The following is a 23,274-nucleotide window of genomic DNA, read 5'->3' as shown; positions in this document are numbered from 1 at the left end:
TTGTGCTTATCCCATCAGCACGGGGGGCCTAAAAGGCTTGTTCCTCTAGCCGGGCGAAGCGGCACCCAACCGGGGAAACAGCCGCAGCGCATTGCCCCGCGCCATGCCCTCGTGCTCTGCCGTCGTGAGGCCACCCAGGCTGCGAAAAGCCGCCACATTGGCCGCAATGCCCGCCGCCGGGGTGAACGGAAAGTCGCTGCCAAACAGCACGTGGGTCAGCGAGGTGAGTCGGCGCAGGCGCTCGATGGCCCCGTCACTGGCCGACCCGGCCAGGTCGTAGTACAGCGCGGCCAGCACCCGGCGCACCTCGTCTGCGCCCCCGGCAGGCCGCTGCTGGAGAAACGGCAGGGTCGAAAACATGGCAATCCGCTCGGCCACCGCCGACAGCGCGCCGCCCGCGTGCGGAATGATGATGCGGATGTCGGGGTAGCGGGTGAGCGTGCCCGCAAACACCAGGTCGGTCACGGTGCGGGCCGTGTCCATGGGAAATTCCAGAATCGGCGCGGGCCGGCCCAAGCCGACCGACTCTAGGCACGGCGGCGAGGTAGGGTGCAAGAACAGCGTGGCGCGGCGGCGGTGCAGCTCGGCAAACAGCGGGTCCAGCCGGGTATCGCCCAAGTAGATGCCGTGCACATTGGTTTCCATCACCACGCCGTCCAGCTTGAGCACATCCAACGCGTAGCCCATTTCGTCCAGCGAGGCGGCCACATCGGGCAGCGGCAAGGTGGCAAACGCGCCAAAGCGGTTGGGCGTGCGCTGCACCAGCTCGGCGGCAAACACATTCAGCGCGCGGGCCAGCCGCTGGCGCGCCAAGCCGTCTTTCAGAAAGCCCACGGTGGGTGACGAGACCGACAGCATCGAGGTGTCGATGCGGTGCCGGTCCATGTGGGCCAGGGCCTTGTCTTCCGACCACGGCGGCACCGGAAAGCCGCCGTCCAGCGTCACCAGGCCCGCATCGGCCAGCGCCTGCGCATAGAACGGCGGCAGATAGTGCGAATGCGCGTCGATCAGGCCGCAGGCGCAGGGGCTGGCGGTGTCTGCTGCATGGGTGCTAGCGGCTACGCCCAGGGCCAGGGCGGCAGAAAATTGGCCGATGGCGGCACGGCGAGAGGGGTTGTGCATGGCGGGCTTTCTTTAACGGCGTTTGGATGGGGCGGTTTCTTGCAGGAACAGCACGACGAAGAAACCCAGCACCAGGGCTACCGCCGCCAGGTGCAGGATGTACTGGATGCCGTAGTGCTGCGCCACGTAGCCCGCAATCACGGGGGCGATGCCGCCGCCAAAAATCTCGCCCGTGCCGACCACGATGCCGGACGCGGTGGTCATCAGCTTGGCGGGCACCGACTCGGCGCTGATGGGGCCGACGGTGAGGCAGATCATGCTGAACACAAAGAACAGCGTGGTAAACAGGCTGCCAAACAGGCGGTAGGGCTCGGCCCCGGTGTGCATCAACCAGTACAGGCCCAGGCCTGCGCCGACCACCGAGATCAGCATCACCGGCTTGCGGCCCAGCCGGTCCGACAGCGCAGGCATCACCAAGGTGCCCAGCGTGCCGCCAAAGCCGATGGCCGACAGCACCAGGCCCATTTGCTCCAGGCTCAGGTGCAGGTAGTCGATCAGGTAGCTGGGCAGCAAGGCGCTCAGCACCACCAGGCAGGTCAACCAGCAAAGCATGCCCAGCATGTTGAGCGGGATGTTGCGGTAGCGGAACACGTCGCTCCACTTGTGCGCCGACACGTCGGCGGTAGCGGTGTGCAGGGCGGCCACCGCAGGCGTTGTGTTGCGCAGCACGCGGTACAGCAGGTAGGCGATGACCAGGCCGGGAATCGACACCAGGGCAAAAATCCAGTGCCATTCCACGACCTTGAGCAGTTGCGTCACCAGCACCGGGGCAATCCCTAAGCCAAACAAGGGCAGCGCCATTTGCTGGATGCCGATGTTCATGCCCTGGCGCGAGGGCTTGGACGCGTCCAGCGTGGCCACAATGCTCACGGGGGTGAAAGCACCTTCGGCCAGCCCCATCAGCGCGCGGATGGCCATCATGCTGACGACCCCCGTGGCCAGGCCGCTAAAGCCCGCCAGCAGCGAGAAGATGATGACCGCCGGAATCAGCACCTTGCGGTGGCCCAGCCGGTCCGACAGGTTGCCCATGAAGATGGAGGCCAGGCCCCAGGCGATGGACAGCACCCCGGTGATCTGCCCCAGGTCCTGGTAGTTGAGGTTGAGTTCTTTCGAGATCACCGGGAACAGCGGCAGGATCATGAAGCGGTCGATGCCGACCAGGCCAAAGCCCAGGCACAGCAGGGTGACGGCTTTCCATTCGTAGCTAACGTCCCAGCGGGACGGTGTGGAAGTAACGGGGGTAAAAGTGGCAGCGTGCATGGTGGCTCCTGGTTAATTCACATAGACACCGTGGCGCTGCAGATCCGCCGCCAGGTCGTCTACCAAATCGGGGGTGTCTGCGGCCTGCGCGACTGCGCCGTACAGGTAGAAGTCGGGCCGCACCAGCATCGCGCTGATGCCGTGCTGCGCCATATAGGGCAGGAACTTGTGGTCTACGTCGGCCCAGCTACCGGGCGTAGCGCCGTCGGCGGTGATGACCACGCGCCGGGCCCCCAGGGCATCCAGAAACCGGTTTTGGGCCGCACCCAACGCGACCTCCACGGTGGAGACGAGCACAAAGCCCAGGCCCACTACCGCGTCGAACCGGCCCTGCTGCGTGCCCCGGCGCACCGTGCCGTGCGGGCTGAGCAAGCCAGCAGGGGCTTGCAGCGAGCCATCCACAGCGTGGCGCAGGATGCCCGCCGTGAGGCTGGGGAAAGGCGGCGGCGGGGTAGCCTGGCCGCTGAAGAAGGCGGCATCGCGCTCGGCGGCTTTGACAGGGTCGGGGATGCAGATCACCTTGCCCAGGTACATTGACAAATCGATCACGTCGCTGACGTGCGGGCGGCGCTCGGGCTGGTAGGTGTCGAGCAAGCTGTCGCTGGCCTTGCCGCCGAGCACCAGGTTCAGCTTCCAGGCCAGGTTCCAGTCGTCGCGCAGCCCGGCGCACATGCCCTGGCCCATGAAAGGCGGCATCACGTGGGCGGCATCGCCCGCAATCAGCATGCGGCCCTTGCGCCAGGTGTTGGCCAGCAGCGAGCGGAAGGTGTAGACCTTGTGCCGCACGATGCTGGCCTGGTGGGGCTGCACCCAGGGGGCCAGCAGCTCCCAGGCGCGGCTTTCCAGCTCCAGGTCTTCGCGCTTTTCACCGGGCAGGCGCATGAATTCCCAGCGGCGGAAGTAGCGACCATCCTTCACGCCTGCGGGCACGATGGTGGTGGGGCGCAGCGGGTTGCAGTACTGGGCGGCGGGCGGGATGTCCAGCACCACACCCTCGTGCGGCAGCACGTCGATCACCAGCCAGTCGGCCTCGAAGCCGCGGTCTTCCTGGGTGGAGCCTATGGCCTGGCGCACCAGGCTGTTGGCACCGTCGGCACCGATCAGGTACTTGGCGCGCACGGTGCGGCGTGCGTCGGTTTCAAAGTCGCGCACCGTCAGCTCTACGTAGTCGGCGGTCTGGGTGGCGGCCACAGCTTCCCAGCCCAGGTTCACCTCCACATTCGGGCAGGCGGCCACCACGTCTTCGAACATCTTCTCCAGCGTGGGCTGGTGGATGAAGTTGACCTCGGGGCCGCCGGAGATGGACTCGGATTCCCAGTCGATGGCCAGCAGCTCCTTCCAGTCGGCGTTGAACCAGCGGTACATCGGCCCGGCGTGGCTCACTGCCGGTAAATCCGCGCCCATGCCCAGGGCGGACAGCACGCGGTACAGCTCGTGGTCTATGCACACGGCGCGCGGCAGGCTGAAGCGTTCGCGCCAGCGCTCGAACACGGCCACGCTGCGGCCTTGGCGGGCCAGCGCCAGGGCCATGATTTCGCTGACCGGGCCGTAGCCGATCTGCACAACGTCGTACAGGGGAATTTCTTGTTGCATGGTGGGTCTCCAGGGGATCAGGCGGTCAATTCAAAGTTGGTCACAAAGTCGTCGGGCGGCGGCGGGCCCCAGGTGTAGAGCGAGTCCTCGATGGGGTGGTCGGCGCAGGGCCACTCCATGCCCGCGGGGATGTAGTCGATGTCGAACGAGTACTCGGCATAGCCGCCCCAGGGGTCGCGCACGTAGCGGAAGTAGTTGGAGCCCAGCACGTGGCGGCCCAGGCCCCAGCCCTGCGCGTAACCGGCCTGTGCCATCTGCTGCGCACCCAGGCCCACGGCATCCAGCGACGGCACCGTCCAGCTGCTGTGGTGCAGCCCGCCGCCGCCCGACAGGGCCAGCGCGATCAGGTGGTGGTCGCTGCCGTGCGGGCTGTGCATAAAGCCGATGACCGGGCCCGAGCTGTCCGACAGGCGCAGGCCCAGCACCTGGGTATAGAAGCGCACGGCCTCCAGCACATTGGCGCTGAACATCAGGATGTGCGACAGGTGCAGCGGTGCAATCTGCTGGATCGCACTGCGGTTGGGCGCGCGGCCTGCGGTGCCGGTTTCTGGAGGGATCACGCGGGGCACGGGGGCGGAGGGCGAGGATTTCTCGGCCACCACGATCTGCAGGGGCAGCTGGTCCGGGCCCTGGATCCACACACCGCCCTCCCCTTCGCAGGGCGCGACACGGGGGATCTCCAGCGCCGCCAGATGCTGTGCGAAGCGCGCCTGGTCTGCCGCATAAATGCCATAACTCACCCACAGCAAACGCTTGGTTGCACCGGGCAGAATGCGCGCCCAGCGGTGCGGGTGGCCCTGGGTGTACAGCGCCAGGCCTTCGCCCTCCTCGCGCACTTCCAGGCCAAAGCTGGTGTAGAAATACCGCGCCTGCGCCAGGTCGGGCACGCTGAACACGAATTCGTGCACCGAGTGCACGGCGAGATGGTCCGTCATTTTTGTCTCCAACGTTTTGCGGACGTGGCTGTCCCCACCGCCTCTGCGGGCGGCATCTTTCACACAGGAATCTGGAGGTTTAGCGCACCTGTTGGCGCTGGGTGCCGAGCACGCCGGCCGAGAGCGTCATCACGTCACCCCGCGCCAGAAACTGCGGCGGCTTCATGCCCAGGCCCACGCCTTCGGGGGTGCCGGTGATCACCACGTCGCCGGGCAGCAGGGTCATGAACTGGCTGAGGTAGGACACGACTTCGGCCACGTTGAAAATCATGTCGGCGGTGTTGCTGCGCTGGCGCACTTCACCGTTGACGCGCAGCTCCAGCGGGATGGTTTGCGGGTCGGGCAACTCGTCGGCGGTGACCAGCCAGGGGCCGATGGGACCGAAGCCGTCGAAGCTCTTGCCCTTGCCCCATTGGCCGTTGCGCTTGATCTGCCAGTCGCGCTCGGACACGTCGTTAGCCAGCACGTAGCCCGCCACATGGGCCAGGGCCTGCTCTTTGGAAACCTGGCGCACCACGCTGCCGATGACGATGCCCAGCTCGATCTCCCAGTCGCCCGCGACCGAGCCTTCGGGCAGGGTCACGTCGTCGTTCGGGCCGGCCAGCGAAGTCAGCGCCTTGGTGAACACCACCGGCTCCTTGGGGATGTCGTGGCCGGACTCGAGTGCGTGCTTGCGGTAGTTCAGGCCGATGGCCACGAACTGGCGCACGCCGTTCACCGGGCAGCCGATGCGCGTGTCTGCGGCCACCAGGGGCATGCGTTGCAGGTCGATGGCGGCCAGGGCTTGCAGGCGCTCGGGGGCCAGCCATTCGGGGGTGAGGTCGGGCACCAGCAGCGACAAATCGCGCAGTTGGCCGTGGGCATCGACAGCGCCGGGTTTTTCTTGGCCGATGGGGCCGTGGCGGAATAGTTTCATGGGGTCTCCTGGTGGTGTGGGGAAGCGATGGTTGGATTTTTGTTTAAATTGCACACATCGTCAATATGACGAATTGCACAATTTGATAGGGGTTTTCACCCATGACGGTGCCTGCGGCAGGGGCGGCGGCGGGTCGTGTAACCTAGGCCCATGAACAAAGCGGAAGAGAAACCAGGGGTGGAAGACCACCGTGTGCGGGTGGGTGCGCAGCGGCGCGAGGCCACGCGGCTGCGCTTGATCGAGAGCGCGCTGACGGTGCTGGCCGAAAAGGGGCCGGACACCGCCGCCATTGAAGATTTCATCGCCGCCGCCCAGGTGTCGCGTGGCACTTTCTACAACTACTTTCGCACCACCTCGGAGCTGCTGCTGGCCGTGGCCGGTGGCATGAGCGACGAAATCTTGCAGGTGGTGGACCCGGTGGTGCAGCAGTTCAGCGACCCGGTGGCGCGCTTTTCGGCGGGTTCGCGGCTGTACATGCAAACCGCCCTGCGCTACCCGATGTGGGGGGCCTTCATCACCCGCGTGGGCACCCGGGTGGCGGCGCGCGGGCAGTTGATCGACGTATACCTGAACCGCGATTTGCTGGAGGCCATCGCCCAGCAGCGCCTGAAGATCGACAACGTGCGGGTAGCCCGCGACGTGGTGCTGGGCACCATCTTCTTCGGCATAGAAACCATGCTGACCGAGCCCACCCACGACCACCACCCCGAGCAGATGATGCGCTGCGTGCTGACCGGCTTCGGCCTGCCCCAGGCCGAGGCCGAAGCCATTGCCTTCGCCCCGCTGCCGGTGCTGGGCGATGTGCAGGGGCCGATCTTTTCGCGGCTGACACCGGTGTCCGCCAGCCCGGCCGTGGCCAAACGGGTGCGTAAGCCTGCCAGCGCTAAAGCTACAAAATAGATAGCCTCTTGTCTTTGGCAGCCCGTTGGGGTTGCTTCTTCACCCACTTGGTGGCTATTACGCTATGACGATCCAGTTTCTCTCCCAGAGTCCCAACAGCAAGCAAACCACCGCCCATCTTGCCCATGTGCTGAAACCGGGCATGGACCCGGGCCGCATTTATTTGCTGACCGGCCACATTTCCACCGGACCCCATATCCGGCAAGAGTTTTTGGACATCGTGGAATGGACCATGGCCGCCCCAGACCGCGAACTGGTTTTGCTGGTGGGGGTCTTCAAGACGTTCAAAGACAATGAATGGATTCTGAATCCGGTAACGGTGACCAAAGTCAAAGACGATGTGGCGAGGCTGGTGGCCGAAACCGGCATGGCCTATTTGCAGAAGCAGCAACTGGCCCATGTGCGCCTTCCCATCACCGTTCACGCAGCCGTCGCATGGCACGTCAAGGCGATTGGACTCACGGGGCGGGGACTGGATTTCTTCAAAGCCACTGCCGCCATTTTTGGCAGCACCAACTTCACCACTTCGGCGCGCCACGGGGCTAATTTTGAGCTGGATGTTTACGTGGATGGCACCACTGCCCAAGGAAAAAGCCTCCTGTCAGGCTACACCCACAAGGTGGGCTACCTGATTCAGGAGGCCATCCAGGGCCCGGCAAAGATTGCCCACTTTCACGCCCAGGTGGCAGCCGCAGTGGGTGCGCAAACCGGGCAGACGGTGGTGGTGTAGCCCGGCGGGTGGTCAGCCCATGGCGTTCAAGGTCTCACCCAGCGCATTCACCATGCTGTCGATTTCGGCGGCGGTCACCACAAACGGCGGGGCCATCTGGATGGTGTCGGCACCGTAGCGCACGTAGAAGCCTTTCTTCCACATCGCCATCGCCACTTCATACGGGCGGCGGGCGGGCTCGCCGGGGTAGGCGGCCAGGGTGATGCCGCTGGCCAGGCCGTAGTTGCGGATGTCGGTGACGTGCTTGGCACCTTGCAGGCTGTGCACGGCATTCTCGAAATGCGGGGCGATGGCGCGCACGCGCTGGGGCATGTCTTCTGCCACCAAAATGTCTAGCGTGGCCAGGGCCACGGCGCAGGCGACCGGGTGGGCCGAGTAGGTGTAGCCGTGGGCGAATTCCAGCATGTAGTCGGGCGCACCGGCGTGCATGAAGGTGTCGTAAATTTCCTTGCCGACCAGCACCGCCCCCATGGGCTGGGAGCCGTTGGTGATCTGCTTGGCCACGTTCATGATGTCGGGGGTCACGCCAAAGGCCTCGGCACCGCTCATCGCGCCCATGCGGCCAAAGCCGGTGATCACTTCGTCAAAAATCAGCAGGATGTTGTGCGCGGTGCAGATCTCGCGCAGGCGCTGCAGGTAGCCCACCGGCGGCACCACCACACCGGCCGAGCCGGACATGGGCTCGACGATCACCGCCGCGATGTTGCTGGCATCGTGCAGCGTGATCAGGTCCAGCAGCTCGTCGGCCAGTTCCACGCCGGTCTTCGGCATGCCACGCGAGAAGGCATTGCTTTTGAGCTGGGTGTGCGGCAGGTGGTCGGCCTGCAAAGCTTCGCCAAACATCTTGCGGTTGGCACCGATGCCGCCCACCGAGATGCCGCCAAAGCCTACGCCGTGGTAGCCCTTTTCGCGGCCTATGAAGCGGGTCTTGCTGGCCTGGCCCTTGGTGCGCCAGTAGGCGCGCGCCATCTTCAAGGACGTGTCGGCGGCTTCAGAGCCCGAGCCGGTGAAGAACACGTGGTCCAGGCCGTCGGGGGTCAATTCCACCAGCTTGTTGGCCAGCTCAAACGACAGCGGGTGGCCGAACTGGAACGCGGGCGCGTAGTCCAGCGTAGCCATCTGGCGGGTGGCGGCTGCCGTGAGTTCGGTGCGGCCATGGCCCAGGCCGGAACACCATAGGCCGGACAGGCCGTCGAAGATCTGGCGGCCATCGATGTCGGTGTAGTAGCAGCCCTTGGCACTGGTGATGATGCGCGGGTCGGCCTTAAAGTTGCGGTTGCCGGTGTAAGGCATCCAGTGCGCGTTGAGCCATGCGGCATCGGTACGGGGACGTGCAGCTTGCTGCAGTTGTTGGGTATCGGTCATGTCCATGGCGCGCTCCGGATGTAAAAAGAATAGGCGGATTCTGGCCGCCCCTGTTACTCTCATAAAGAGTTAAATACCACTCTGTAGTTAGCAACTTATGCAAGTAACCAAGAACCGGGCTGTGCTGGGGCAACTCACCGACATGGACATCCGCCTGCTGCGGGTGTTCAAAAGCGTGGTCGAGTGCGGGGGCATGGCGGCTGCCGAGCTGGAGCTGAACATTGGCACCTCCACCGTGAGCCGCCACGTCAAAGACCTGGAAACCCGCCTGGGCCTGACCCTGTGCCGCCGGGGCCGCAGCGGCTTTGCGCTCACTCCCGAGGGCCAGCACATCTACACCGAGACCTTGCGCCTGCTGGCCGGAGCCGAGGCGTTTCGCGCCAGCGTGGACGCACTGCACCAGCGCATGGGCGGCGAGCTGCACCTGGCCGTGTTCGACAAAACCGCCAGCAACCCGCAGGCGCGCATCCACGCGGCCATTGCCCAGTTTGCGCAGCAGGCCCCCGATGTGCGCCTGTGCCTGCACGTGGCCACCATCCACGCCATCGAGCGGGGGGTGCTGGACGGGCAGTTCCAGCTGGGCATCATCCCCGGCCACCGCAACGCCGACAGCCTGGCCTACGACGCGTTGTTTGGTGAAACCATGCTGCTGTTCTGCGGCGCGCAGCATGTTTTATTTGACCAAGACATGCAGGCCATGGGCTGGGACGACCTGCGCCGCTACCCGTTTGCCGGGCTGGGCCAGCACTCGCCCAACATGGAGATCAGCCAGCGCGAACGCCTGCCGCGCAAGGCCACGGGCTTCGACCAGGAGTCCATCGCCACACTGATCCTGAGCGGCCACTACCTGGGCTTTCTGCCCGACCACTATGCCGAAGGCTTTGTGCAAAAAGGCCAGATGCGCGCGGTGCAGCCCGCGCTGTTCCACTACGCCTGCCAGTTTCTGGGCATCACCCGCCGCACGCCCGAGCCGTCACCGGCTACACGGCTGTTGCAGGAGTGTTTGCGGCTGGCGCATGCCGCCTAAAGTACCGAAACCTCGGGGACTTTGGCAAACAATTGCGCCGCGCTCAGCTCCAGCGCCACGCTGGTCAACACGATGGTTTCGCCTTTGGCAAACGGGTGCAGCACCCACAGACCGTTGGGGCTTTTACGGTAGCAATCGGTAATACGCGTATCCAGGTCGATCAGAACGTATTCCTGCAAGCTGGCCAGGCTGCGGTAATGGGTGAACTTCAACCCCCGATCGAACCCAGCGGTTGTGGGCGATAGCACTTCGACGATCAGTTTGGGCTCGGCCTTGAAGCTGGGGCTTTCCAGGTCGCGCGGGCTGCAGGTGACCATCACGTCGGGGTAAAAGTACGCGTTGGCAGCCTCCACATGCAGGCGCATATCGCTCACATAGGTTTCGCAGGGGGTATTGCCCAGATGCTGGTGCAGGGCGATGGCCATGTTCAGCGCGGTCTTCACATGCCGGTCCTCCGCCCCCGCCATGGCAAACACCTCGCCATCCATAAACTCGTGGCGTTCGGTCTGGGTGTGTTCCCAGGCGAGGTAATCGACAGCGGTGAAAACAGGAAGTGGTGCGGCGTGTCCCATGGCAGCTTTCGGGTGGGGAATATCTGATTATGCGGCAGCTATAAATTTAAGCCAAAAGTACCGTCAACGCCCACGCCATCGGCGCAACCAGCTACTAAAACAATAGCACATACTCACCACGCATCCAGCCCCAGCAGCTTGCGGCCCAGGGGGTTGGGCTGGGCCAGGGGGTGGTGATTTTTCTCGTATTCCCGCGGGTCGCCGGGAAAGGGGTCGCCCAGCGGGTGGGTTTGCGCGGCCCAGGTGTGGATGCGGGCCTGGCGCAGGGCTTTGTTGCCAAAGTCTGCGGGGAACATCGAGATGTACTGCGCCATGCGGGCCCGGTTTTCCGAGCGGTTCGGGCGCACGCCGTGGGCCAGCAGGCTGTTGAAGATCAGCAGGTCGCCCGCCTCCAGGCTGGTGTTGACGATGGCGTGGCCGGTGGTGTCGGGTTTGAAGGGGTTGGCGCCCGGCGGTTGGCGCGCCCACCAGGTGTCGAGCTCGGCAAAGATGCTGGGCACACACTGGAATCCGCCCACTTCGGCATCCTGTTTGGCCAGCGACAGCACGCCCTGCACGGCAATCGGCAGGGGCCGCTGCGACACATCCACGTCGAAATGGATGAAGCCGTTGACCTGGCCGGAGGCGCGCGCACCCCGGTTGGGTGGATTCAGATTGGCGCGGTCCACGGCAACCCACAGGTCTTCGCGGTCCCAGATGTCGACAAACGCGTCGTACACGCGCGGGTGCTGGCGCGTCTCCCACATGGCAGGGTGGTGGTAGACCTCGACCATACCGGTGTTGTTCAGCTCGGTCATCTTGTGCTCGCGGCGCTGCGACTGGTACCAGGTGCCGGGGTCTTGCGGATCCATTTCCTGGAACTCCCACAGCATGTCGGCCACCGCCTGCACCTTGTCCAACGGCACGGCCTGGCGCACGATGACGTAGCCATGCGTCACCCAGTGCTGCCAATCGGCCTGGCTCAGCACGCGCAGGGGCCTGGTTTTCTGGATGTCTTTGAGCTGAACGGTCTGGCCCTGGGCACCGGGGTGGTTGCCGTGGCCGTCGGGGGTGGTGGGGTACATGGTGTGTCTCTTGGAGTGGTGTTGGGATGCCGCAATTTTCAAATTGGCAGCGCGTTTGCACAGCGTCCCTTGTGGGCCTTGGTTGGTACTATTGAGGCGTTTTCAAACCAAACCACTCCCTATGCGCGCCGTTTTTGAAGCCATCACGCCCGAACCGGGCAGCTCCTGGGCGTTTCTGGACCGGCGCTTGCCCGAAGGCATTCCGTTTGAATGGCACCACCACCCCGAGTACGAGCTGACGCTGACGCTGAACAGCCGGGGCTACCGCTACATAGGCGACGACGTGCAACCCTACGGTGATGGCGACCTGGTGCTGGTGGGCCCCGGCATACCGCACAGCTGGTGTTCGCTGGAGCCGGTGGATGCCCGGCAGCCGCATGTGGCGCTGGTGGTGTGGTTCACCCAGGCCTGGGTGGAGGGGCTGGCCACCACCCTGCCTGAGCTGGGCCCGGTGGCGGCCCTGGTGGCGCGTGCCAGCCAGGGCCTGTGCTTTGGTGAGGCCACCCGCGCGTCGGTGGCGCAGACCATCCAAGCTATGCGTACTGCCGACCCCGCGACCCGACTGTTGCGGCTACTGGAGGTGCTGCACTGCCTGGCGCAAGACCCGGCGGCCACGCCCTTGCTGCAGACATCGCAACCCACCGCCATGCGCCTGTCGGCCGAGCCGCGCATCGCCCGCGTGCTGAACCACCTGCACGCCCACTTCGCCGAGCCCATCCTGGCTGCCGACATGGCTGCGCTGGCCTGCCTGAGCACCTCGGCGCTGCACCGCATGTTCCGGCGGCACACCCGCACCACGCTGGTCGATTACCTGACCCGGCTGCGCGTGGGCCGGGCGTGCGCGCTGCTGATCGCCAGTGCACAGCCGATTGCGGCTATCGCGGGCGACGTGGGCTACAGCAATCTGTCGCTGTTCAACCGGCAGTTCACACGCATCAAGGGCGAGGTGCCCAGCGCATTCCGCAAGCGGCACAAAGCCGTGTTGCATTTATAAGAAAAATGCCTCTAGCGCTTATTCCGTAAGCACGAAAAGCTATTTAAATAATAGCAATCAGGCATTGCGCGCCATGCGCTCGCTTTTCCAGTACACGTCGTCGCCGCCGTCCACGCGGTTCAGCACCCGGGCCAGCACAAACAGCAAATCGCTGAGCCGGTTCAGGTAGTGGCGGGGCGTGTCTTTCAGCGCATCTTGCTGCTCCAGCGCCACCACGGTGCGTTCGGCGCGGCGGGCCACGGTGCGGCAGATGTGGGCAAGAGAGGCGGCGCGGGTGCCTGCGGGCAGGATGAACTCGGCCAGCCGGGGCAGCGTGGCGTTGTGCTCGGCCAGGGCCTGGTCCAGCGCCAACACGGCCTCGGGTTTGAGCAGCTCGAAGCCGGGGATGGACAGCTCGCCGCCCAGGTTGAACAGCTGGTGCTGCACCTCCACCAGCAGGGTGCGCACACCCTCGGGCATGGGCTCGCACAGCAGCAGGCCGATGTGGCTGTTGAGCTCGTCCACGTCGCCCATGGCATGCACGCGCAGGCTGTTTTTGGAGACGCGGGTGTTGTCGCCCAGGCCGGTGGTGCCGTTGTCGCCGGTGCGGGTGGCGATTTGCGTGAGGCGATTCGCCATGGCGGTTCCTTCGGTTGAATAGGGGGAGAATTGTCTGTGAAATCCTTTTAATCCCCCATCATCCCCATCCAGTCAAAACGCACGCCATCCAGAAACACCGCAGAACTGGCTTTGCCAGGCTGCTGGTGTTGCCCCCTGCAAGGGGGGTGGCGGAAAGTGCAAAGCACTGGAGCCTGGGGGTGTTACACAGAGCTACCCCATGCACGCCCCTACCCTCGCCATCCGCCCCGTTCCCTCCCCCCTGGCCGATGCCTTGCAAAGCCGCTTTGGCGCGCAGTTCTCGGTTGCCATGGCGGTGCGCGAACACCATGGGCGCGACGAATCCGCGTTCTCGGTGCCACCGCCCGCCGCCGTGGTGTTTGCCGAAAGCACCGCCGACGTGGCCGATGCGGTAAGACTCGCCGCCAGCTACGCGGTGCCGGTGATCCCCTTCGGCGTGGGCTCGTCGCTGGAAGGGCATTTGCTGGCGGTGCAAGGCGGCATCAGCCTGGACGTGGGCCGCATGAACGCCATCCTGAGCATCGATGCCGACGACCTGACGGTCACCGTGCAGCCCGGCGTGACGCGCAAGCAGCTCAACGAGGCCATCAAGCACACCGGCCTGTTCTTCCCCATCGACCCCGGCGCGGACGCGACCCTCGGCGGCATGTGCGCCACCCGCGCCAGCGGCACCAACGCCGTGCGCTACGGCACCATGCGCGAAAACGTGCTGGCGCTGGAGGTGGTCACAGCCAGCGGCGAGGCCATCCGCACCGGCACCCGCGCCAAGAAGTCCAGCGCAGGTTACGACCTCACGCGGCTGATGGTGGGCAGCGAGGGCACGCTGGGTGTAATCACCGAAGTCACCCTCAAGGTGTATCCCCTGCCCGAGGCCATCTCCGCGGCCATCTGCTCGTTTCCCAGCATCGAAGCCGCCGTGCGCACCACCATCCAGGTGATCCAGCTGGGCGTTCCCATCGCCCGGGTGGAGCTGATCGATGCCAACACCGTGCGCATGGTCAATGCCTACGCCAAACTCGGTCTGCGCGAGGAACCCATGCTGCTGATGGAGTTCCACGGCTCGCCCACCGGGGTGAAAGAGCAGGCCGAGCTGGTGCAGGAGATCGCCTCCGACTTTGGTGGCCAGGCATTCGAATGGGCCAGCACGCCCGAGGAGCGCACCCGGCTGTGGACGGCCCGGCATAACGCCTACTTCGCCGCCGTGCAGTCACGCCCCGGCTGCAAAGCCATCTCCACCGACACCTGCGTGCCTATCTCGCGCCTGGCCGACTGCCTGCTGGATTCGGTGGCCGAGGCGGATGCGTCGGGCATCCCCTACTTTCTGGTCGGCCACGTGGGCGACGGCAACTTCCACTTTGGCTATTTGATCGACCCCGACAGCGCCGACGAGCGCGCCCGCGCCGAGGCCCTGAACGATGCCCTGGTGGCCCGCGCCCTGCGGCTGGACGGCACCTGCAGCGGCGAGCACGGCATCGGCCTGCACAAGATGGAGTTTCTGGTGGCCGAGGCCGGTGAAGGCGCCGTGGCCATGATGCGCGCCATCAAGCAGGCGCTGGATCCGCTGGATATTTTGAACCCAGGGAAGATATTCAAAATGTAAATATCAGGTAACGCGCGCGAGCCTGCTATTTTTCATCTAAATGACTGAGAAACTGGCCCTATCCCGCGGGGATGCAGACATGTAAACTTTAGTATCTGCTGTAAATAACCATGCCATGAGAACCATCATGAAAAGTTTGCTGCTTCCATTCCTTCTGGCCGCACTGGCCGTAGGTGCCCAGACCACCGAGAAAACCATCCGCATCTGTGACAATTCGGGCTGCTCGGACCGGCCCCGCAATTCGGCTACCTTTGATGCCACCCACGATGACAATCCGGAAGAAACCCGCCGCATTGCCGCGCTGACCCAACTTGCCAACAAAGACCCCAAGGCCGCCTTTGACCTGGGGTTGCGCTATTTCCGGGGTGACGGCATCAAGCGCGACAGCTACCAGGCGCTGCAATGGATGCGTGAGGCCGGTGACCGCGGTAACGCGCAGGCCCAACTGGCCCTGGGCCGCTTCTACCTGATGGGTCTGGAAGAAATGGGCCCCGATCCACAAGAGGCCGAAAAGTGGCTGCTGCTCGCCTCGGGCAGCGGCAGCAAAGAAGCCAAAAAGCTGCTGGTCGAAGCCCGGGCCGCCAAGAAGACCGAGCAAGAGAACTACCAGTGGCGTGAAACCTACCGCAAGTCCTGGTACGGCTGGTGGGCCACCGGTTACGCCTATTACTGGGCTTGGGGGCCTTCCGGCTGGTACTACCGATAACTTTGATTTTTTCTAACCTGCAACCCTTCGCTTTGAAAGACTGAGCCATGAACACACCGCAAAAAACCGTCCGCTGGGCCACCCTGGCCTGCGCCCTCTCCTTTGCTGGGTGCGGCGGCGGTCAAATTACCGCCGGCAATGCCCCCACCGCCGTCCAGGGCGGCGCGGCAGGCGGCACCAGCGCAGGTGCCAACTCCAGCCTGGAGCGCTGCGATGCGCCCCTGGGCACGCTGGCGGTAGACGATGGCCGTGGCAAGGATTGGTACGCCAGCTTCGGCGCAGCCACCCAGATCACCAGCATCGAGCCCTTGTTGCGCCTGGCGGTGCAGCAGTCCAACTGCTTCGTGATCACCTCCATCGGCAACAACCGCATGGAAAGCAAGATCTCGACGATCACCGACAAACAGCGCAATTCAGGCGAATTCCGCGCCGGTTCACAGCAGCAAAAAGGCCAGCGCGTAGCGGCCGACTACTTCCTGGACCCGGCCATCATCATTGACAACGAATCCACCGGCAAGATCGCGGGCGCGTTGGGCGGCTTTCTCGGCCCAGGCCTGGGTGCCATCGCAGGCTCGCTGGAGAGCAAAGCCTCGGTCGTGACGCTGTCGCTGTTCGACATCCGCTCGCAGGTGCAAATCGCCATCTCCGAAGGCAACGCCACCGCCACCAACTACGGTGCCGCGCTGGGTGCCTTTGGCGGCGGTGCCGCAGCGGGCCTGGGCGGCTTTTCACGCACCCCGGCCGGCAAAGCCACGGTATCTGCCTTTGTGGATGCCTACAACAGCATGGTGATTTCGCTGCGCAACTACAAGGCACAAGAAGTCAAGGGTGGCCTGGGCAAGGGCGGCGTCCTCAAGATTGGCAAGTAATCGACCTGGCCCTTAGAACGTGTTCACGTTCTTACGCAGAAGCCTCCTTCGGGAGGCTTTTTTCATGGCCCGTAGACACCCGGTACAGCCACACCGCCCGCCCGTCCGGGGCCTGCAGCCGCCCGGTGGGCACCACGCCCTCCACGGCAAATTCCAGGCTCACCAGCCACGTGCCCGGTGCCATCTGCGCCCGGGCCTTGGCGAAGGCGCGGGCCATGCTCTCGGGGCGCTGGAACAGGTAGACCAGCGTGTAAGGAGCCCAATCGGCGCGCCAGATGTCGCCCTGGCGCACGCGCGCCCAGGGGCAACGCAGGGCGCACACCGCCCGCAGCGGCCAGCTCCACTCCAGGCCGTGCAGGCGGGCCTGCGGGTAGGCCAGGCGCAGGGCCTGCAGGCCGTGGCCCAGGCCGCAACCGGCATCCAGCACCAGCGCGCCCTCGGGCAAAGGAATAGCCGCCGCCAGAGCTTGTAGTGCGCGGGTGGGCGTGGGGAACAGCGGGGCATCGCGCCAGGCATTCAGCGGGTACACCAGCAGCAGCAAGGCCAGCGGCAGCAGCCAGGCCCAGGCCGGGAGCGCCACCATGCCGGACAAGGCCAGCGACAGCGGAAACCCCGCCGCGATCAGCCCGCGCCGCCACCAGGTGGCCCCCAGCAGGCTGCAGGCCGCCCCGGCGGCGGTGGTCAGCAACAACGCCACGGTGCCCGGCAGGCCCAGCTGCAGCAGCGTGGTGAACAGCGCCCAGGCACCGCCCCAGGCGAGCAACGCGGGCAGGGGCCAGCGCAACACCGGCTCAGTGCGCTGCGCTGCGCGTGAGTTTTTCGACCAGGCCGTTCAACTCGTCCAGCGAGCCGAACTGCACGATCACTTCGCCCATTTCTTCGAACTTGCCGTGGCGTTTGACGCGCTTTTTGACGCGGATGTCCACCTCGGCCATCAGCAGGTCGGACAGCTCTTCTTCCACCCGTTTCAGGTCGCGCGACTTCTCTTTGGCGGCCTTGGGCGAGGGCGTGAGCGAGAACTCGGCGCTGAGCTTTTTGACCAGGCTTTCGGCCTCGCGCACCGACATTTTCTTGGCGGCGATCTGGCTGCCTGCGCTGATTTGCGTGGCGCGGTCGAGCGCCAGCAGGGCGCGGGCGTGGCCCATGTCCAGGTCGCCCGCCATCAGCATGGTCTGCACCGGGTCGGCCAGGTTCAGCAGGCGCAGCAGGTTGCTGGCGGCGCTGCGCGAGCGGCCCACGGCCTGCGCGGCCTGCTCGTGCGTCAGGCCAAATTCCTTCACCAAGCGCTGCAGGCCCTGGGCTTCTTCCAGCGGGTTCAGGTCTTCGCGCTGGATGTTTTCGATCAGGGCCATGGCGGCCGCAGATTCGTCCGGCACGTCCCGCACCAGCACCGGCACGCGGTCCAGCCCGGCGATGCGGGCGGCACGAAAACGCCGCTCGCCAGCGATGATCTCGTATTGGCCTGCGTTGTCGCCGCTGGCCAGTTGGCGCACCAGAATGGGCTGCATGATGCCCTGGGCCTTGATGCTTTCGGCCAGCTCGTACAGCGCGCCCTCATCCATGCGGGTGCGCGGCTGGTACTGGCCGGGCACCAGGTCGCTCAGCAGCAAGACGGTGGGCAGCCCCGTTTCCAGCGGCGTGGGATCGACGACCTTGGGGCCGAGCAGGGCATCCAGGCCCATGCCCAGGCCTTTGCGTTTGGGGGTTGCCATAGTCTTGTGCTTTCTATTTTTGGTTCAGTAACAACGCCCTGCCCTGCGGCCAGTCGCCCAGGCCGGATTCGGTATTGATGTGGCCGCGCGGGCCGATGTTGTGCAGCGCTGCGCCCCAGTGCTGGGCGTACTTTTCGGCGGCGGCCAGGCTGCAGTACGGGTCGTCGGTAGAGGCCACCAGCGTGGATACAAACGGCAGCTTGCCCAGTACCGGCACGGCCCAGCGGTGCAGCTGGGGCGGAAAATCCGCCTGCGCCACGTCGGGCGGTGCCACCAGCAGCGCGCCCTGTACCTTGGCCGTGCTGCTAGACACCGCCGCCCACGCCGCTACCAAATGGCAGCCCAGGCTGTGCGCGGCCAACCACACGGGGCCATCCTGCTCCTGCACCACCTCTTCCAGGCGGGTGGTCCAGTCGCCGCGCAGCGGCTGCATCCAGTCGTGCTGCGTAACCCGCAGGTCACCAAACTGGGCTTCCCACAGGGTTTGCCAGTGGCCGGGGCCGGAGTTGTACCAGCCGGGAAGGAGGAGAACGCGGGGAGTTGTCATTGCTATGTAATTAGTAGCTGCTTGCGCTTATCGAATGGGCGGTAGAGGCCTATTTCTTATAAATTCAGGCTTGGATGCGGTCGACCATTTCCTGGGCGAATTCAATGTAAGCCAGGCTGCCCTTGGCCTGGGGGTCAAACACCACGCCGGGCAGGCCGTAGCTGGGTGCTTCGGCCAAGCGCACGTTGCGCGGGATCACGGTGTTGAACACCTTGTCGGCAAAGTGGGCCTTGAGCTGCTCGCTCACCTGCTGCTGCAGGGTGATGCGGGGGTCGAACATCACCCGCAGCAGGCCGATGATTTGCAGGTCTTTGTTCAGGTTGGCGTGCACCTGCTTGATGGTGTTGACCAGGTCGGTCAGCCCCTCCAGCGCAAAGTACTCGCACTGCATGGGCACGATCACGCCGTTGGCGGCGCACAGGCCGTTCAGCGTCAGCATCGACAAACTGGGCGGGCAGTCGATCAGCACAAAGTCGTACTCGGCCGACACCTTGGCGATGGCCGCCTGCAGGCGCTTTTCGCGGCGCTCCAGGGTCACCAACTCCACCTCGGCACCGCTGAGTTCGCGGCTGGAGCCGAGCACGTGGTAGTCACACTTTTCGGCAATCACCCGGGCCTCGGCAATGCTGCTGGATTCGAGCAGCACGTCGTACACGGTGAGTTCCAGCGTACGCTTGTCCACGCCCGAGCCCATGGTGGCGTTGCCCTGCGGGTCCAGGTCGATCATCAGCACGCGCTGCCCCACCTTGGCCAGGCCGGCGGCCAGGTTGACGGTGGTGGTGGTTTTGCCAACCCCGCCCTTTTGATTCGCAACACAAAAAACTTTAGCCATGCGGCACTTTCAGATTATTTAGACAGCGCCAGCTTCACGCCAAAGCCAATGAGGAAAACGCCCGCCAGCTTGTTCAGCGCGCGGGACACAGCCGGGTTCGCACGCATGCGCTCGGCCAGAAAATGGGTCAACAGCGTGGCGACCAGGCCGTAGGCAAAGGTCAGCGCCGCAATGGTCAGCGCCATCACCGCGAAGGTCAGCAGGCCCTGGTGCTGCACCGGGTCGACAAACAGCGGGAAAAACGCCATATAAAACATGATGGCCTTGGGGTTCAGCAAGGTGATGACCAGGGCCTGGCGCAGAAAGTGCGATGGTTTGATGTTCAAAATAGGCGCGTCGCCCGCCTTGGCCAGCAGCATCTTGCAACCCAGAAACGCCAGGTAAGCGGCACCCAGCCACTGCACCGCCGCAAACGCCACCGGGTAGCTGGCCAGCAAGGCCGCCACACCGGCTACCGCCGTCCACATCAGCACCTGGTCGCCCAGGATCACGCCCAGCGTGGCAGCCAGGCCGCCGCGTATGCCGCCTTTGCTGGTGGAGGTGATCAGCGCCAAATTACCCGGGCCGGGGACCATCAAAAAAACGATGATGGCAGCGACGAACGCGCCGTAATTTGCAATGCCGAACATGGGGAACTCCTCGCGTGTGAGGAGGGGAGTTTACGCGAGAGAGTTTTTGGAATGCATCCAGATAATGCAACGCTCGGCATCCAGCCCCGGCACGCTAAGTTGTTCCACGTGAAACACCTCTACCGAGGCGGGCAGCGCGGCGATTTCGGCATCGGGGTGCTTGGCCTTCATGGCCAGCCACACGCCCGGCTCCGCCAACGCGCCGACCGACCAGGTGGTGAAATCCACCAGCGAAGCAAACGCCCGGGCGCTGACCACGTCGAACTTTTCAGTCAGGCTTTCCACCCGCGCATGCACGCCGCGCAGGTTGGGCAGCTTGAGCTCCAGCGCGGCTTGCTGCACAAACGCGGCTTTTTTGCCCACGGTGTCCACGCAACGCACCTGTAGCTGCGGGCAGCAGATGGCGAACACCACGCCGGGCAGACCCGCGCCAGAGCCGACATCCAGCAGCTTGGCATCCACACGTCCGTCCAGGTGGCGCAGCAGCGGTGGCACGGCGGCCAGGCTGTCGATGAGGTGGTGGGTCAAGGCCTCGGCCGGATCGCGCAACGAGGTCAGGTTGTAGACCTTGTTCCACTTCAGGATCATGTCCAGGTAGCGCAGCAGGGTGTGGTGCTGCGCATCCGACAGGGCCAGGCCGAGCTGCGCGGTGCTGCGGGTCAATATCTCCAATCGGTCGCTCATGCGGCGGCTTCCTCCACAGTAGGCCGGTCTTTCCAGCCCATCTTCTTCAAATGCACCAGCAGCAGCGAGATGGCCGCCGGGGTCACGCCCGACATGCGCGAGGCCAGGCCCAGGGTCTCGGGCCGGTGTTTGTTCAAGGTGTGGCGCACCTCGTAGCTCAGGGCGCTGACCTGCAGGTAGTCCAGATCGGCGGGGATCTTCAGGTGCTCGTAGTGGGCGGCGCGGTCGATCTCGGACTTCTGGCGCTCGATGTAACCCGAGTACTTAGCATTGATGTCTACCTGCTCCAGCACCGCGGCCACAAAGTCGGCCTCGGCGGTTTCACGTGGAACACCGGGGGCGAACTCGGGCACGGCAAACTTGGCCCCGGCTAAAGACATCAACCCGTCGTAGTGCACGTCCGGGCGGCGCAGCAGCTCGGCCAGGCTGTACTCGTGCTCGATGGCCTTGCCCAGCACGCGCTCGGCCTCGGCCACCGCCAGGTTTTTGGGGCTGACCCACAGGCTGCGCAGGCGCTCTGTTTCACGTGAAACAGCCTCGCGCTTGCGGTTGAACGATTCCCAGCGGGCATCGTCCACCAGGCCCATGGTGCGGCCCATCTCGGTGAGGCGCATGTCGGCGTTGTCTTCGCGCAGTTGCAAGCGGAACTCGGCGCGGCTGGTGAACATGCGGTAGGGCTCCGTCACGCCCTTGGTGATCAGGTCGTCGACCAGCACGCCCAGGTACGCCTGGTCGCGGCCCGGCAGCCAGGATGCTTCACCCCGGCATTGCAGTGCGGCGTTGATACCGGCAAACAAGCCCTGGGCGGCGGCTTCTTCATAACCCGTGGTGCCGTTGATCTGGCCCGCAAAAAACAGGCCGCTAATCTGGCGGGTTTCAAAACTGCTCTTGAGGCTGCGGGGGTCGAAGTAGTCGTATTCGATGGCGTAGCCGGGTCGCAGGATGTGGGCGTTTTCCATGCCCTTCATCGAGCGCACCAGCTCGTACTGCACGTCGAACGGCAGGCTGGTGGAAATGCCGTTGGGGTAGATCTCGTGGGTATTCAGGCCCTCGGGCTCCAGAAAGATCTGGTGGCTGTCTTTGTCCGCAAAGCGGTTCACCTTGTCTTCCACGCTGGGGCAGTAGCGCGGGCCCACGCCCTCGATCTTGCCGGTGAACATGGGGCTGCGGTCAAAGCCCGCGCGGATGATCTCGTGCGTGCGCGCATTGGTGTGGGTGATCCAGCACGGCATTTGCTGCGGGTGCATCGCCCGGTTGCCCATGAAGCTGAACACCGGAATCTGCGTGCCCATGCCGCCGGGCATGCCGTCGCCGGGCTGCTCTTCGAGTTGGCTGTAGTCGATGCTGCGGCCATCGATGCGCGGTGGCGTGCCGGTTTTCAGGCGGGCCTGGGGCAGCTTGAGTTCTTTCAACCGGGCGCTCAGGCTCACTGCTGGGGGGTCGCCCGCGCGGCCTGCAGCGTAGTTGTTCAGGCCGACGTGGATCTTGCCGTCCAGGAAGGTGCCCGCCGTGAGCACCACGGTGCGGCTGCGGAACTGCACGCCGACCTGCGTCACCGCACCCACCACCCGGTCGCCCTCCACCATCAAGTCATCCACCGCCTGCTGGAACAGCCACAGGTTGGGCTGGTTTTCCAGCATGCGGCGGATGGCGGCCTTGTACAGCACCCGGTCGGCCTGGGCACGGGTGGCGCGCACGGCAGGGCCTTTGCTGGAATTAAGGATGCGGAACTGGATGCCGCCCTCATCGGTGGCCAGGGCCATGGCCCCGCCCAGCGCGTCCACCTCTTTGACCAGATGCCCCTTGCCGATGCCGCCGATGGAGGGGTTGCAGCTCATCTGGCCCAGCGTCTCGATGTTGTGCGTGAGCAGCAGGGTCTTGCAGCCCATGCGCGCAGCGGCCAGCGCGGCCTCGGTGCCGGCATGGCCACCGCCAACCACGATCACATCAAATTCTTGGGGGTACAACATACGCGCGTCCTCTGTCAGTGCCAGCCCCATCGCTGCCCGGACCCACCCAAACGGCAGGACACAAACAGAGGGGGAATCCGCCATTTTAATAAGCCCCTCCATTCCCTGCGGCAACACCGGCTCTTATCATGCAGCCATCGCCACCCGCAAAGGAAACCCCATGCCCTCCTCTACCGAAGCCATCATCCTGGCCCGCGTCAACCAGAAGATCCTGGCCGCTGGCGAAACCCTGCCGCGCGTGACCCTGCAAGACGGCAGCCAGCTGCAAACCGGCACGGTGGCCGCCATGCTGCACAACGTGGCGCTGTACAACGCGGCAGATGTGAGCGGACGCGGCGAGATCGAACGCGAGCTGGAGCTGGCCATTCCCACCCTGGTCCAGATCGGCCTGTTTGCCCTGTTCACGCCCGAAGAATGGTGCAGCGGCAACAACCCGGGGCGGCAGTTTGTGGGCTTGAAAGCGCAAGAGTACCTGGCAACGCAGAAGTAGACCGTAGCGCTGCGGTTTTTATAGCTGCCTGCGCTTGCCATACCAGCGCAGATAGCCTATTCGGCGTGTGGTTTTAACGGCCAGCGACAATCTCCCCCATGCCGCCGCACGGTGCAGCGGCCCTGCTTGGAAATTTCCC

At 64.8% G+C, this 23,274-nt stretch carries 24 protein-coding genes; 8 read left to right on the top strand and 16 right to left on the bottom strand.

Annotated features, from left to right (window positions below):
• Positions 1 to 45 precede the first annotated feature (45 nt).
• From AC097O_RS12205 to AC097O_RS12185, 5 genes are all read right to left on the bottom strand, one after another.
• Positions 46 to 1,122: an amidohydrolase family protein gene (locus AC097O_RS12205; protein ID WP_479593087.1), complete on the bottom strand. Its 1,077-nt coding sequence runs from the start codon at positions 1,120 to 1,122 to the stop codon at positions 46 to 48.
• Positions 1,123 to 1,134: 12 nt separating this feature from the next.
• A complete protein-coding gene (locus AC097O_RS12200; RefSeq protein ID WP_479593086.1) occupies positions 1,135 to 2,382 on the bottom strand; it encodes an MFS transporter in 1,248 nt (415 codons plus the stop codon).
• A 12-nt stretch (positions 2,383 to 2,394) separates the two neighbouring features.
• Positions 2,395 to 3,975 (bottom strand): bifunctional 3-(3-hydroxy-phenyl)propionate/3-hydroxycinnamic acid hydroxylase MhpA, encoded by a 1,581-nt coding sequence (gene mhpA, locus AC097O_RS12195; RefSeq protein ID WP_479593085.1) that lies wholly within the window; start codon positions 3,973 to 3,975, stop codon positions 2,395 to 2,397.
• A gap of 17 nt (positions 3,976 to 3,992) precedes the next feature.
• Positions 3,993 to 4,910, bottom strand: coding sequence for a VOC family protein (locus tag AC097O_RS12190; RefSeq protein ID WP_479593084.1), 918 nt, complete (start codon positions 4,908 to 4,910; stop codon positions 3,993 to 3,995).
• A 79-nt stretch (positions 4,911 to 4,989) separates the two neighbouring features.
• On the bottom strand, positions 4,990 to 5,826 hold the full coding sequence (locus AC097O_RS12185; RefSeq protein ID WP_479593083.1) for a fumarylacetoacetate hydrolase family protein: 837 nt from the start codon (positions 5,824 to 5,826) through the stop codon (positions 4,990 to 4,992).
• Positions 5,827 to 5,976: 150 nt separating this feature from the next.
• Between AC097O_RS12185 and AC097O_RS12180 the strand changes: the two genes are divergently transcribed.
• A complete protein-coding gene (locus tag AC097O_RS12180; RefSeq protein WP_479593082.1) occupies positions 5,977 to 6,726 on the top strand; it encodes a TetR/AcrR family transcriptional regulator in 750 nt (249 codons plus the stop codon).
• 64 nt (positions 6,727 to 6,790) lie between these two features.
• Positions 6,791 to 7,456, top strand: a complete 666-nt coding sequence (locus AC097O_RS12175; protein ID WP_479593081.1) for a hypothetical protein — start codon at positions 6,791 to 6,793, stop codon at positions 7,454 to 7,456.
• A 12-nt stretch (positions 7,457 to 7,468) separates the two neighbouring features.
• Here the strand turns inward: AC097O_RS12175 and aptA are convergent, their stop codons facing one another.
• Positions 7,469 to 8,827: an omega-aminotransferase AptA gene (gene aptA, locus AC097O_RS12170; protein ID WP_479593080.1), complete on the bottom strand. Its 1,359-nt coding sequence runs from the start codon at positions 8,825 to 8,827 to the stop codon at positions 7,469 to 7,471.
• 91 nt (positions 8,828 to 8,918) lie between these two features.
• Between aptA and AC097O_RS12165 the strand changes: the two genes are divergently transcribed.
• Positions 8,919 to 9,848 carry a LysR family transcriptional regulator gene (locus tag AC097O_RS12165; protein WP_479593079.1) on the top strand — a complete coding sequence of 310 codons (930 nt, stop codon included), beginning with the start codon at positions 8,919 to 8,921 and terminating at the stop codon, positions 9,846 to 9,848.
• Here AC097O_RS12165 and AC097O_RS12160 read toward each other — a convergent pair.
• Both AC097O_RS12160 and AC097O_RS12155 read right to left on the bottom strand, forming a co-directional pair.
• Positions 9,845 to 10,420, bottom strand: a complete 576-nt coding sequence (locus tag AC097O_RS12160; protein WP_479593078.1) for a Uma2 family endonuclease — start codon at positions 10,418 to 10,420, stop codon at positions 9,845 to 9,847. The two genes, AC097O_RS12165 and AC097O_RS12160, sit on opposite strands and share 4 nt — an antisense overlap.
• 113 nt (positions 10,421 to 10,533) lie before the next feature.
• Entirely contained in the window at positions 10,534 to 11,484 is a 951-nt protein-coding gene (locus tag AC097O_RS12155) for a phytanoyl-CoA dioxygenase family protein (protein WP_479593077.1), read from the bottom strand.
• A gap of 121 nt (positions 11,485 to 11,605) precedes the next feature.
• Here AC097O_RS12155 and AC097O_RS12150 point away from each other — a divergent pair, with 121 nt between their 5' ends.
• Positions 11,606 to 12,478, top strand: a complete 873-nt coding sequence (locus AC097O_RS12150) for a helix-turn-helix domain-containing protein (protein WP_479593076.1) — start codon at positions 11,606 to 11,608, stop codon at positions 12,476 to 12,478.
• 57 nt (positions 12,479 to 12,535) lie between these two features.
• Here AC097O_RS12150 and AC097O_RS12145 read toward each other — a convergent pair whose 3' ends face one another.
• Complete coding sequence (locus tag AC097O_RS12145; RefSeq protein WP_479593075.1) at positions 12,536 to 13,096, bottom strand: cob(I)yrinic acid a,c-diamide adenosyltransferase; 561 nt, start codon at positions 13,094 to 13,096, stop codon at positions 12,536 to 12,538.
• Positions 13,097 to 13,295: 199 nt separating this feature from the next.
• Here AC097O_RS12145 and AC097O_RS12140 point away from each other — a divergent pair, with 199 nt between their 5' ends.
• The 3 genes from AC097O_RS12140 (at position 13,296) to AC097O_RS12130 (ending at position 16,271) form a co-directional block, all read left to right on the top strand.
• Positions 13,296 to 14,696: an FAD-binding oxidoreductase gene (locus AC097O_RS12140; RefSeq protein WP_479593074.1), complete on the top strand. Its 1,401-nt coding sequence runs from the start codon at positions 13,296 to 13,298 to the stop codon at positions 14,694 to 14,696.
• A 124-nt stretch (positions 14,697 to 14,820) separates the two neighbouring features.
• Positions 14,821 to 15,402 carry a tetratricopeptide repeat protein gene (locus AC097O_RS12135; protein WP_479593190.1) on the top strand — a complete coding sequence of 194 codons (582 nt, stop codon included), beginning with the start codon at positions 14,821 to 14,823 and terminating at the stop codon, positions 15,400 to 15,402.
• 47 nt (positions 15,403 to 15,449) lie between these two features.
• Positions 15,450 to 16,271, top strand: coding sequence for a hypothetical protein (locus tag AC097O_RS12130; RefSeq protein WP_479593073.1), 822 nt, complete (start codon positions 15,450 to 15,452; stop codon positions 16,269 to 16,271).
• Positions 16,272 to 16,302: 31 nt separating this feature from the next.
• Here AC097O_RS12130 and AC097O_RS12125 read toward each other — a convergent pair whose 3' ends face one another.
• The 7 genes from AC097O_RS12125 to mnmG all read right to left on the bottom strand — a co-directional run bounded on the left by AC097O_RS12125 (position 16,303) and on the right by mnmG (position 22,645).
• Positions 16,303 to 17,058 (bottom strand): class I SAM-dependent methyltransferase, encoded by a 756-nt coding sequence (locus tag AC097O_RS12125; protein WP_479593072.1) that lies wholly within the window; start codon positions 17,056 to 17,058, stop codon positions 16,303 to 16,305.
• A 4-nt stretch (positions 17,059 to 17,062) separates the two neighbouring features.
• Positions 17,063 to 17,983, bottom strand: a complete 921-nt coding sequence (locus tag AC097O_RS12120; RefSeq protein ID WP_479593071.1) for a ParB/RepB/Spo0J family partition protein — start codon at positions 17,981 to 17,983, stop codon at positions 17,063 to 17,065.
• Positions 17,984 to 17,996: 13 nt separating this feature from the next.
• On the bottom strand, positions 17,997 to 18,530 hold the full coding sequence (locus AC097O_RS12115) for an RBBP9/YdeN family alpha/beta hydrolase (protein WP_479593070.1): 534 nt from the start codon (positions 18,528 to 18,530) through the stop codon (positions 17,997 to 17,999).
• Positions 18,531 to 18,594: 64 nt separating this feature from the next.
• Positions 18,595 to 19,362 carry a ParA family protein gene (locus AC097O_RS12110; RefSeq protein ID WP_479593068.1) on the bottom strand — a complete coding sequence of 256 codons (768 nt, stop codon included), beginning with the start codon at positions 19,360 to 19,362 and terminating at the stop codon, positions 18,595 to 18,597.
• A gap of 14 nt (positions 19,363 to 19,376) precedes the next feature.
• Positions 19,377 to 19,991 carry a LysE family transporter gene (locus AC097O_RS12105; RefSeq protein WP_479593066.1) on the bottom strand — a complete coding sequence of 205 codons (615 nt, stop codon included), beginning with the start codon at positions 19,989 to 19,991 and terminating at the stop codon, positions 19,377 to 19,379.
• Positions 19,992 to 20,021: 30 nt separating this feature from the next.
• Positions 20,022 to 20,675 (bottom strand): 16S rRNA (guanine(527)-N(7))-methyltransferase RsmG, encoded by a 654-nt coding sequence (gene rsmG / locus AC097O_RS12100; protein ID WP_479593064.1) that lies wholly within the window; start codon positions 20,673 to 20,675, stop codon positions 20,022 to 20,024.
• The gene (mnmG, locus tag AC097O_RS12095; RefSeq protein ID WP_479593062.1) at positions 20,672 to 22,645 is read right to left on the bottom strand and encodes a tRNA uridine-5-carboxymethylaminomethyl(34) synthesis enzyme MnmG; all 1,974 of its coding nucleotides are present in this window, start codon (positions 22,643 to 22,645) and stop codon (positions 20,672 to 20,674) included. Before mnmG ends, rsmG begins: the two co-directional genes overlap by 4 nt.
• A 160-nt stretch (positions 22,646 to 22,805) precedes the next feature.
• On the opposite strand from mnmG, the gene AC097O_RS12090 reads away from it, so the two are divergent.
• Positions 22,806 to 23,135, top strand: coding sequence for a DUF7709 family protein (locus tag AC097O_RS12090; protein ID WP_479593060.1), 330 nt, complete (start codon positions 22,806 to 22,808; stop codon positions 23,133 to 23,135).
• Positions 23,136 to 23,274 lie beyond the last annotated feature (139 nt).

This window comes from Rhodoferax sp. LS1P39, from assembly GCF_056521425.1.
Note: the sequence above shows the minus strand (reverse complement) of the source record. Positions and strands in the feature narration are given on the sequence as shown.

Coding starts and splice junctions, on each gene's coding strand:
- AC097O_RS12090 (WP_479593060.1), top strand. CDS start 22,806: ATGCCCTCCTCTACCGAAGCCATCATCCTGGCCCGCGTCAACCAGAAG.
- AC097O_RS12190 (WP_479593084.1), bottom strand. CDS start 4,910: ATGACGGACCATCTCGCCGTGCACTCGGTGCACGAATTCGTGTTCAGC.
- AC097O_RS12140 (WP_479593074.1), top strand. CDS start 13,296: ATGCACGCCCCTACCCTCGCCATCCGCCCCGTTCCCTCCCCCCTGGCC.
- AC097O_RS12145 (WP_479593075.1), bottom strand. CDS start 13,096: ATGGCGAATCGCCTCACGCAAATCGCCACCCGCACCGGCGACAACGGC.
- mnmG (WP_479593062.1), bottom strand. CDS start 22,645: ATGTTGTACCCCCAAGAATTTGATGTGATCGTGGTTGGCGGTGGCCAT.
- mhpA (WP_479593085.1), bottom strand. CDS start 3,975: ATGCAACAAGAAATTCCCCTGTACGACGTTGTGCAGATCGGCTACGGC.
- AC097O_RS12165 (WP_479593079.1), top strand. CDS start 8,919: ATGCAAGTAACCAAGAACCGGGCTGTGCTGGGGCAACTCACCGACATG.
- AC097O_RS12130 (WP_479593073.1), top strand. CDS start 15,450: ATGAACACACCGCAAAAAACCGTCCGCTGGGCCACCCTGGCCTGCGCC.
- AC097O_RS12185 (WP_479593083.1), bottom strand. CDS start 5,826: ATGAAACTATTCCGCCACGGCCCCATCGGCCAAGAAAAACCCGGCGCT.
- AC097O_RS12155 (WP_479593077.1), bottom strand. CDS start 11,484: ATGTACCCCACCACCCCCGACGGCCACGGCAACCACCCCGGTGCCCAG.
- AC097O_RS12105 (WP_479593066.1), bottom strand. CDS start 19,991: ATGTTCGGCATTGCAAATTACGGCGCGTTCGTCGCTGCCATCATCGTT.
- AC097O_RS12110 (WP_479593068.1), bottom strand. CDS start 19,362: ATGGCTAAAGTTTTTTGTGTTGCGAATCAAAAGGGCGGGGTTGGCAAA.
- AC097O_RS12150 (WP_479593076.1), top strand. CDS start 11,606: ATGCGCGCCGTTTTTGAAGCCATCACGCCCGAACCGGGCAGCTCCTGG.
- AC097O_RS12200 (WP_479593086.1), bottom strand. CDS start 2,382: ATGCACGCTGCCACTTTTACCCCCGTTACTTCCACACCGTCCCGCTGG.
- AC097O_RS12120 (WP_479593071.1), bottom strand. CDS start 17,983: ATGGCAACCCCCAAACGCAAAGGCCTGGGCATGGGCCTGGATGCCCTG.
- AC097O_RS12205 (WP_479593087.1), bottom strand. CDS start 1,122: ATGCACAACCCCTCTCGCCGTGCCGCCATCGGCCAATTTTCTGCCGCC.
- AC097O_RS12175 (WP_479593081.1), top strand. CDS start 6,791: ATGACGATCCAGTTTCTCTCCCAGAGTCCCAACAGCAAGCAAACCACC.
- aptA (WP_479593080.1), bottom strand. CDS start 8,827: ATGGACATGACCGATACCCAACAACTGCAGCAAGCTGCACGTCCCCGT.
- AC097O_RS12180 (WP_479593082.1), top strand. CDS start 5,977: ATGAACAAAGCGGAAGAGAAACCAGGGGTGGAAGACCACCGTGTGCGG.
- AC097O_RS12115 (WP_479593070.1), bottom strand. CDS start 18,530: ATGACAACTCCCCGCGTTCTCCTCCTTCCCGGCTGGTACAACTCCGGC.
- rsmG (WP_479593064.1), bottom strand. CDS start 20,675: ATGAGCGACCGATTGGAGATATTGACCCGCAGCACCGCGCAGCTCGGC.
- AC097O_RS12160 (WP_479593078.1), bottom strand. CDS start 10,420: ATGGGACACGCCGCACCACTTCCTGTTTTCACCGCTGTCGATTACCTC.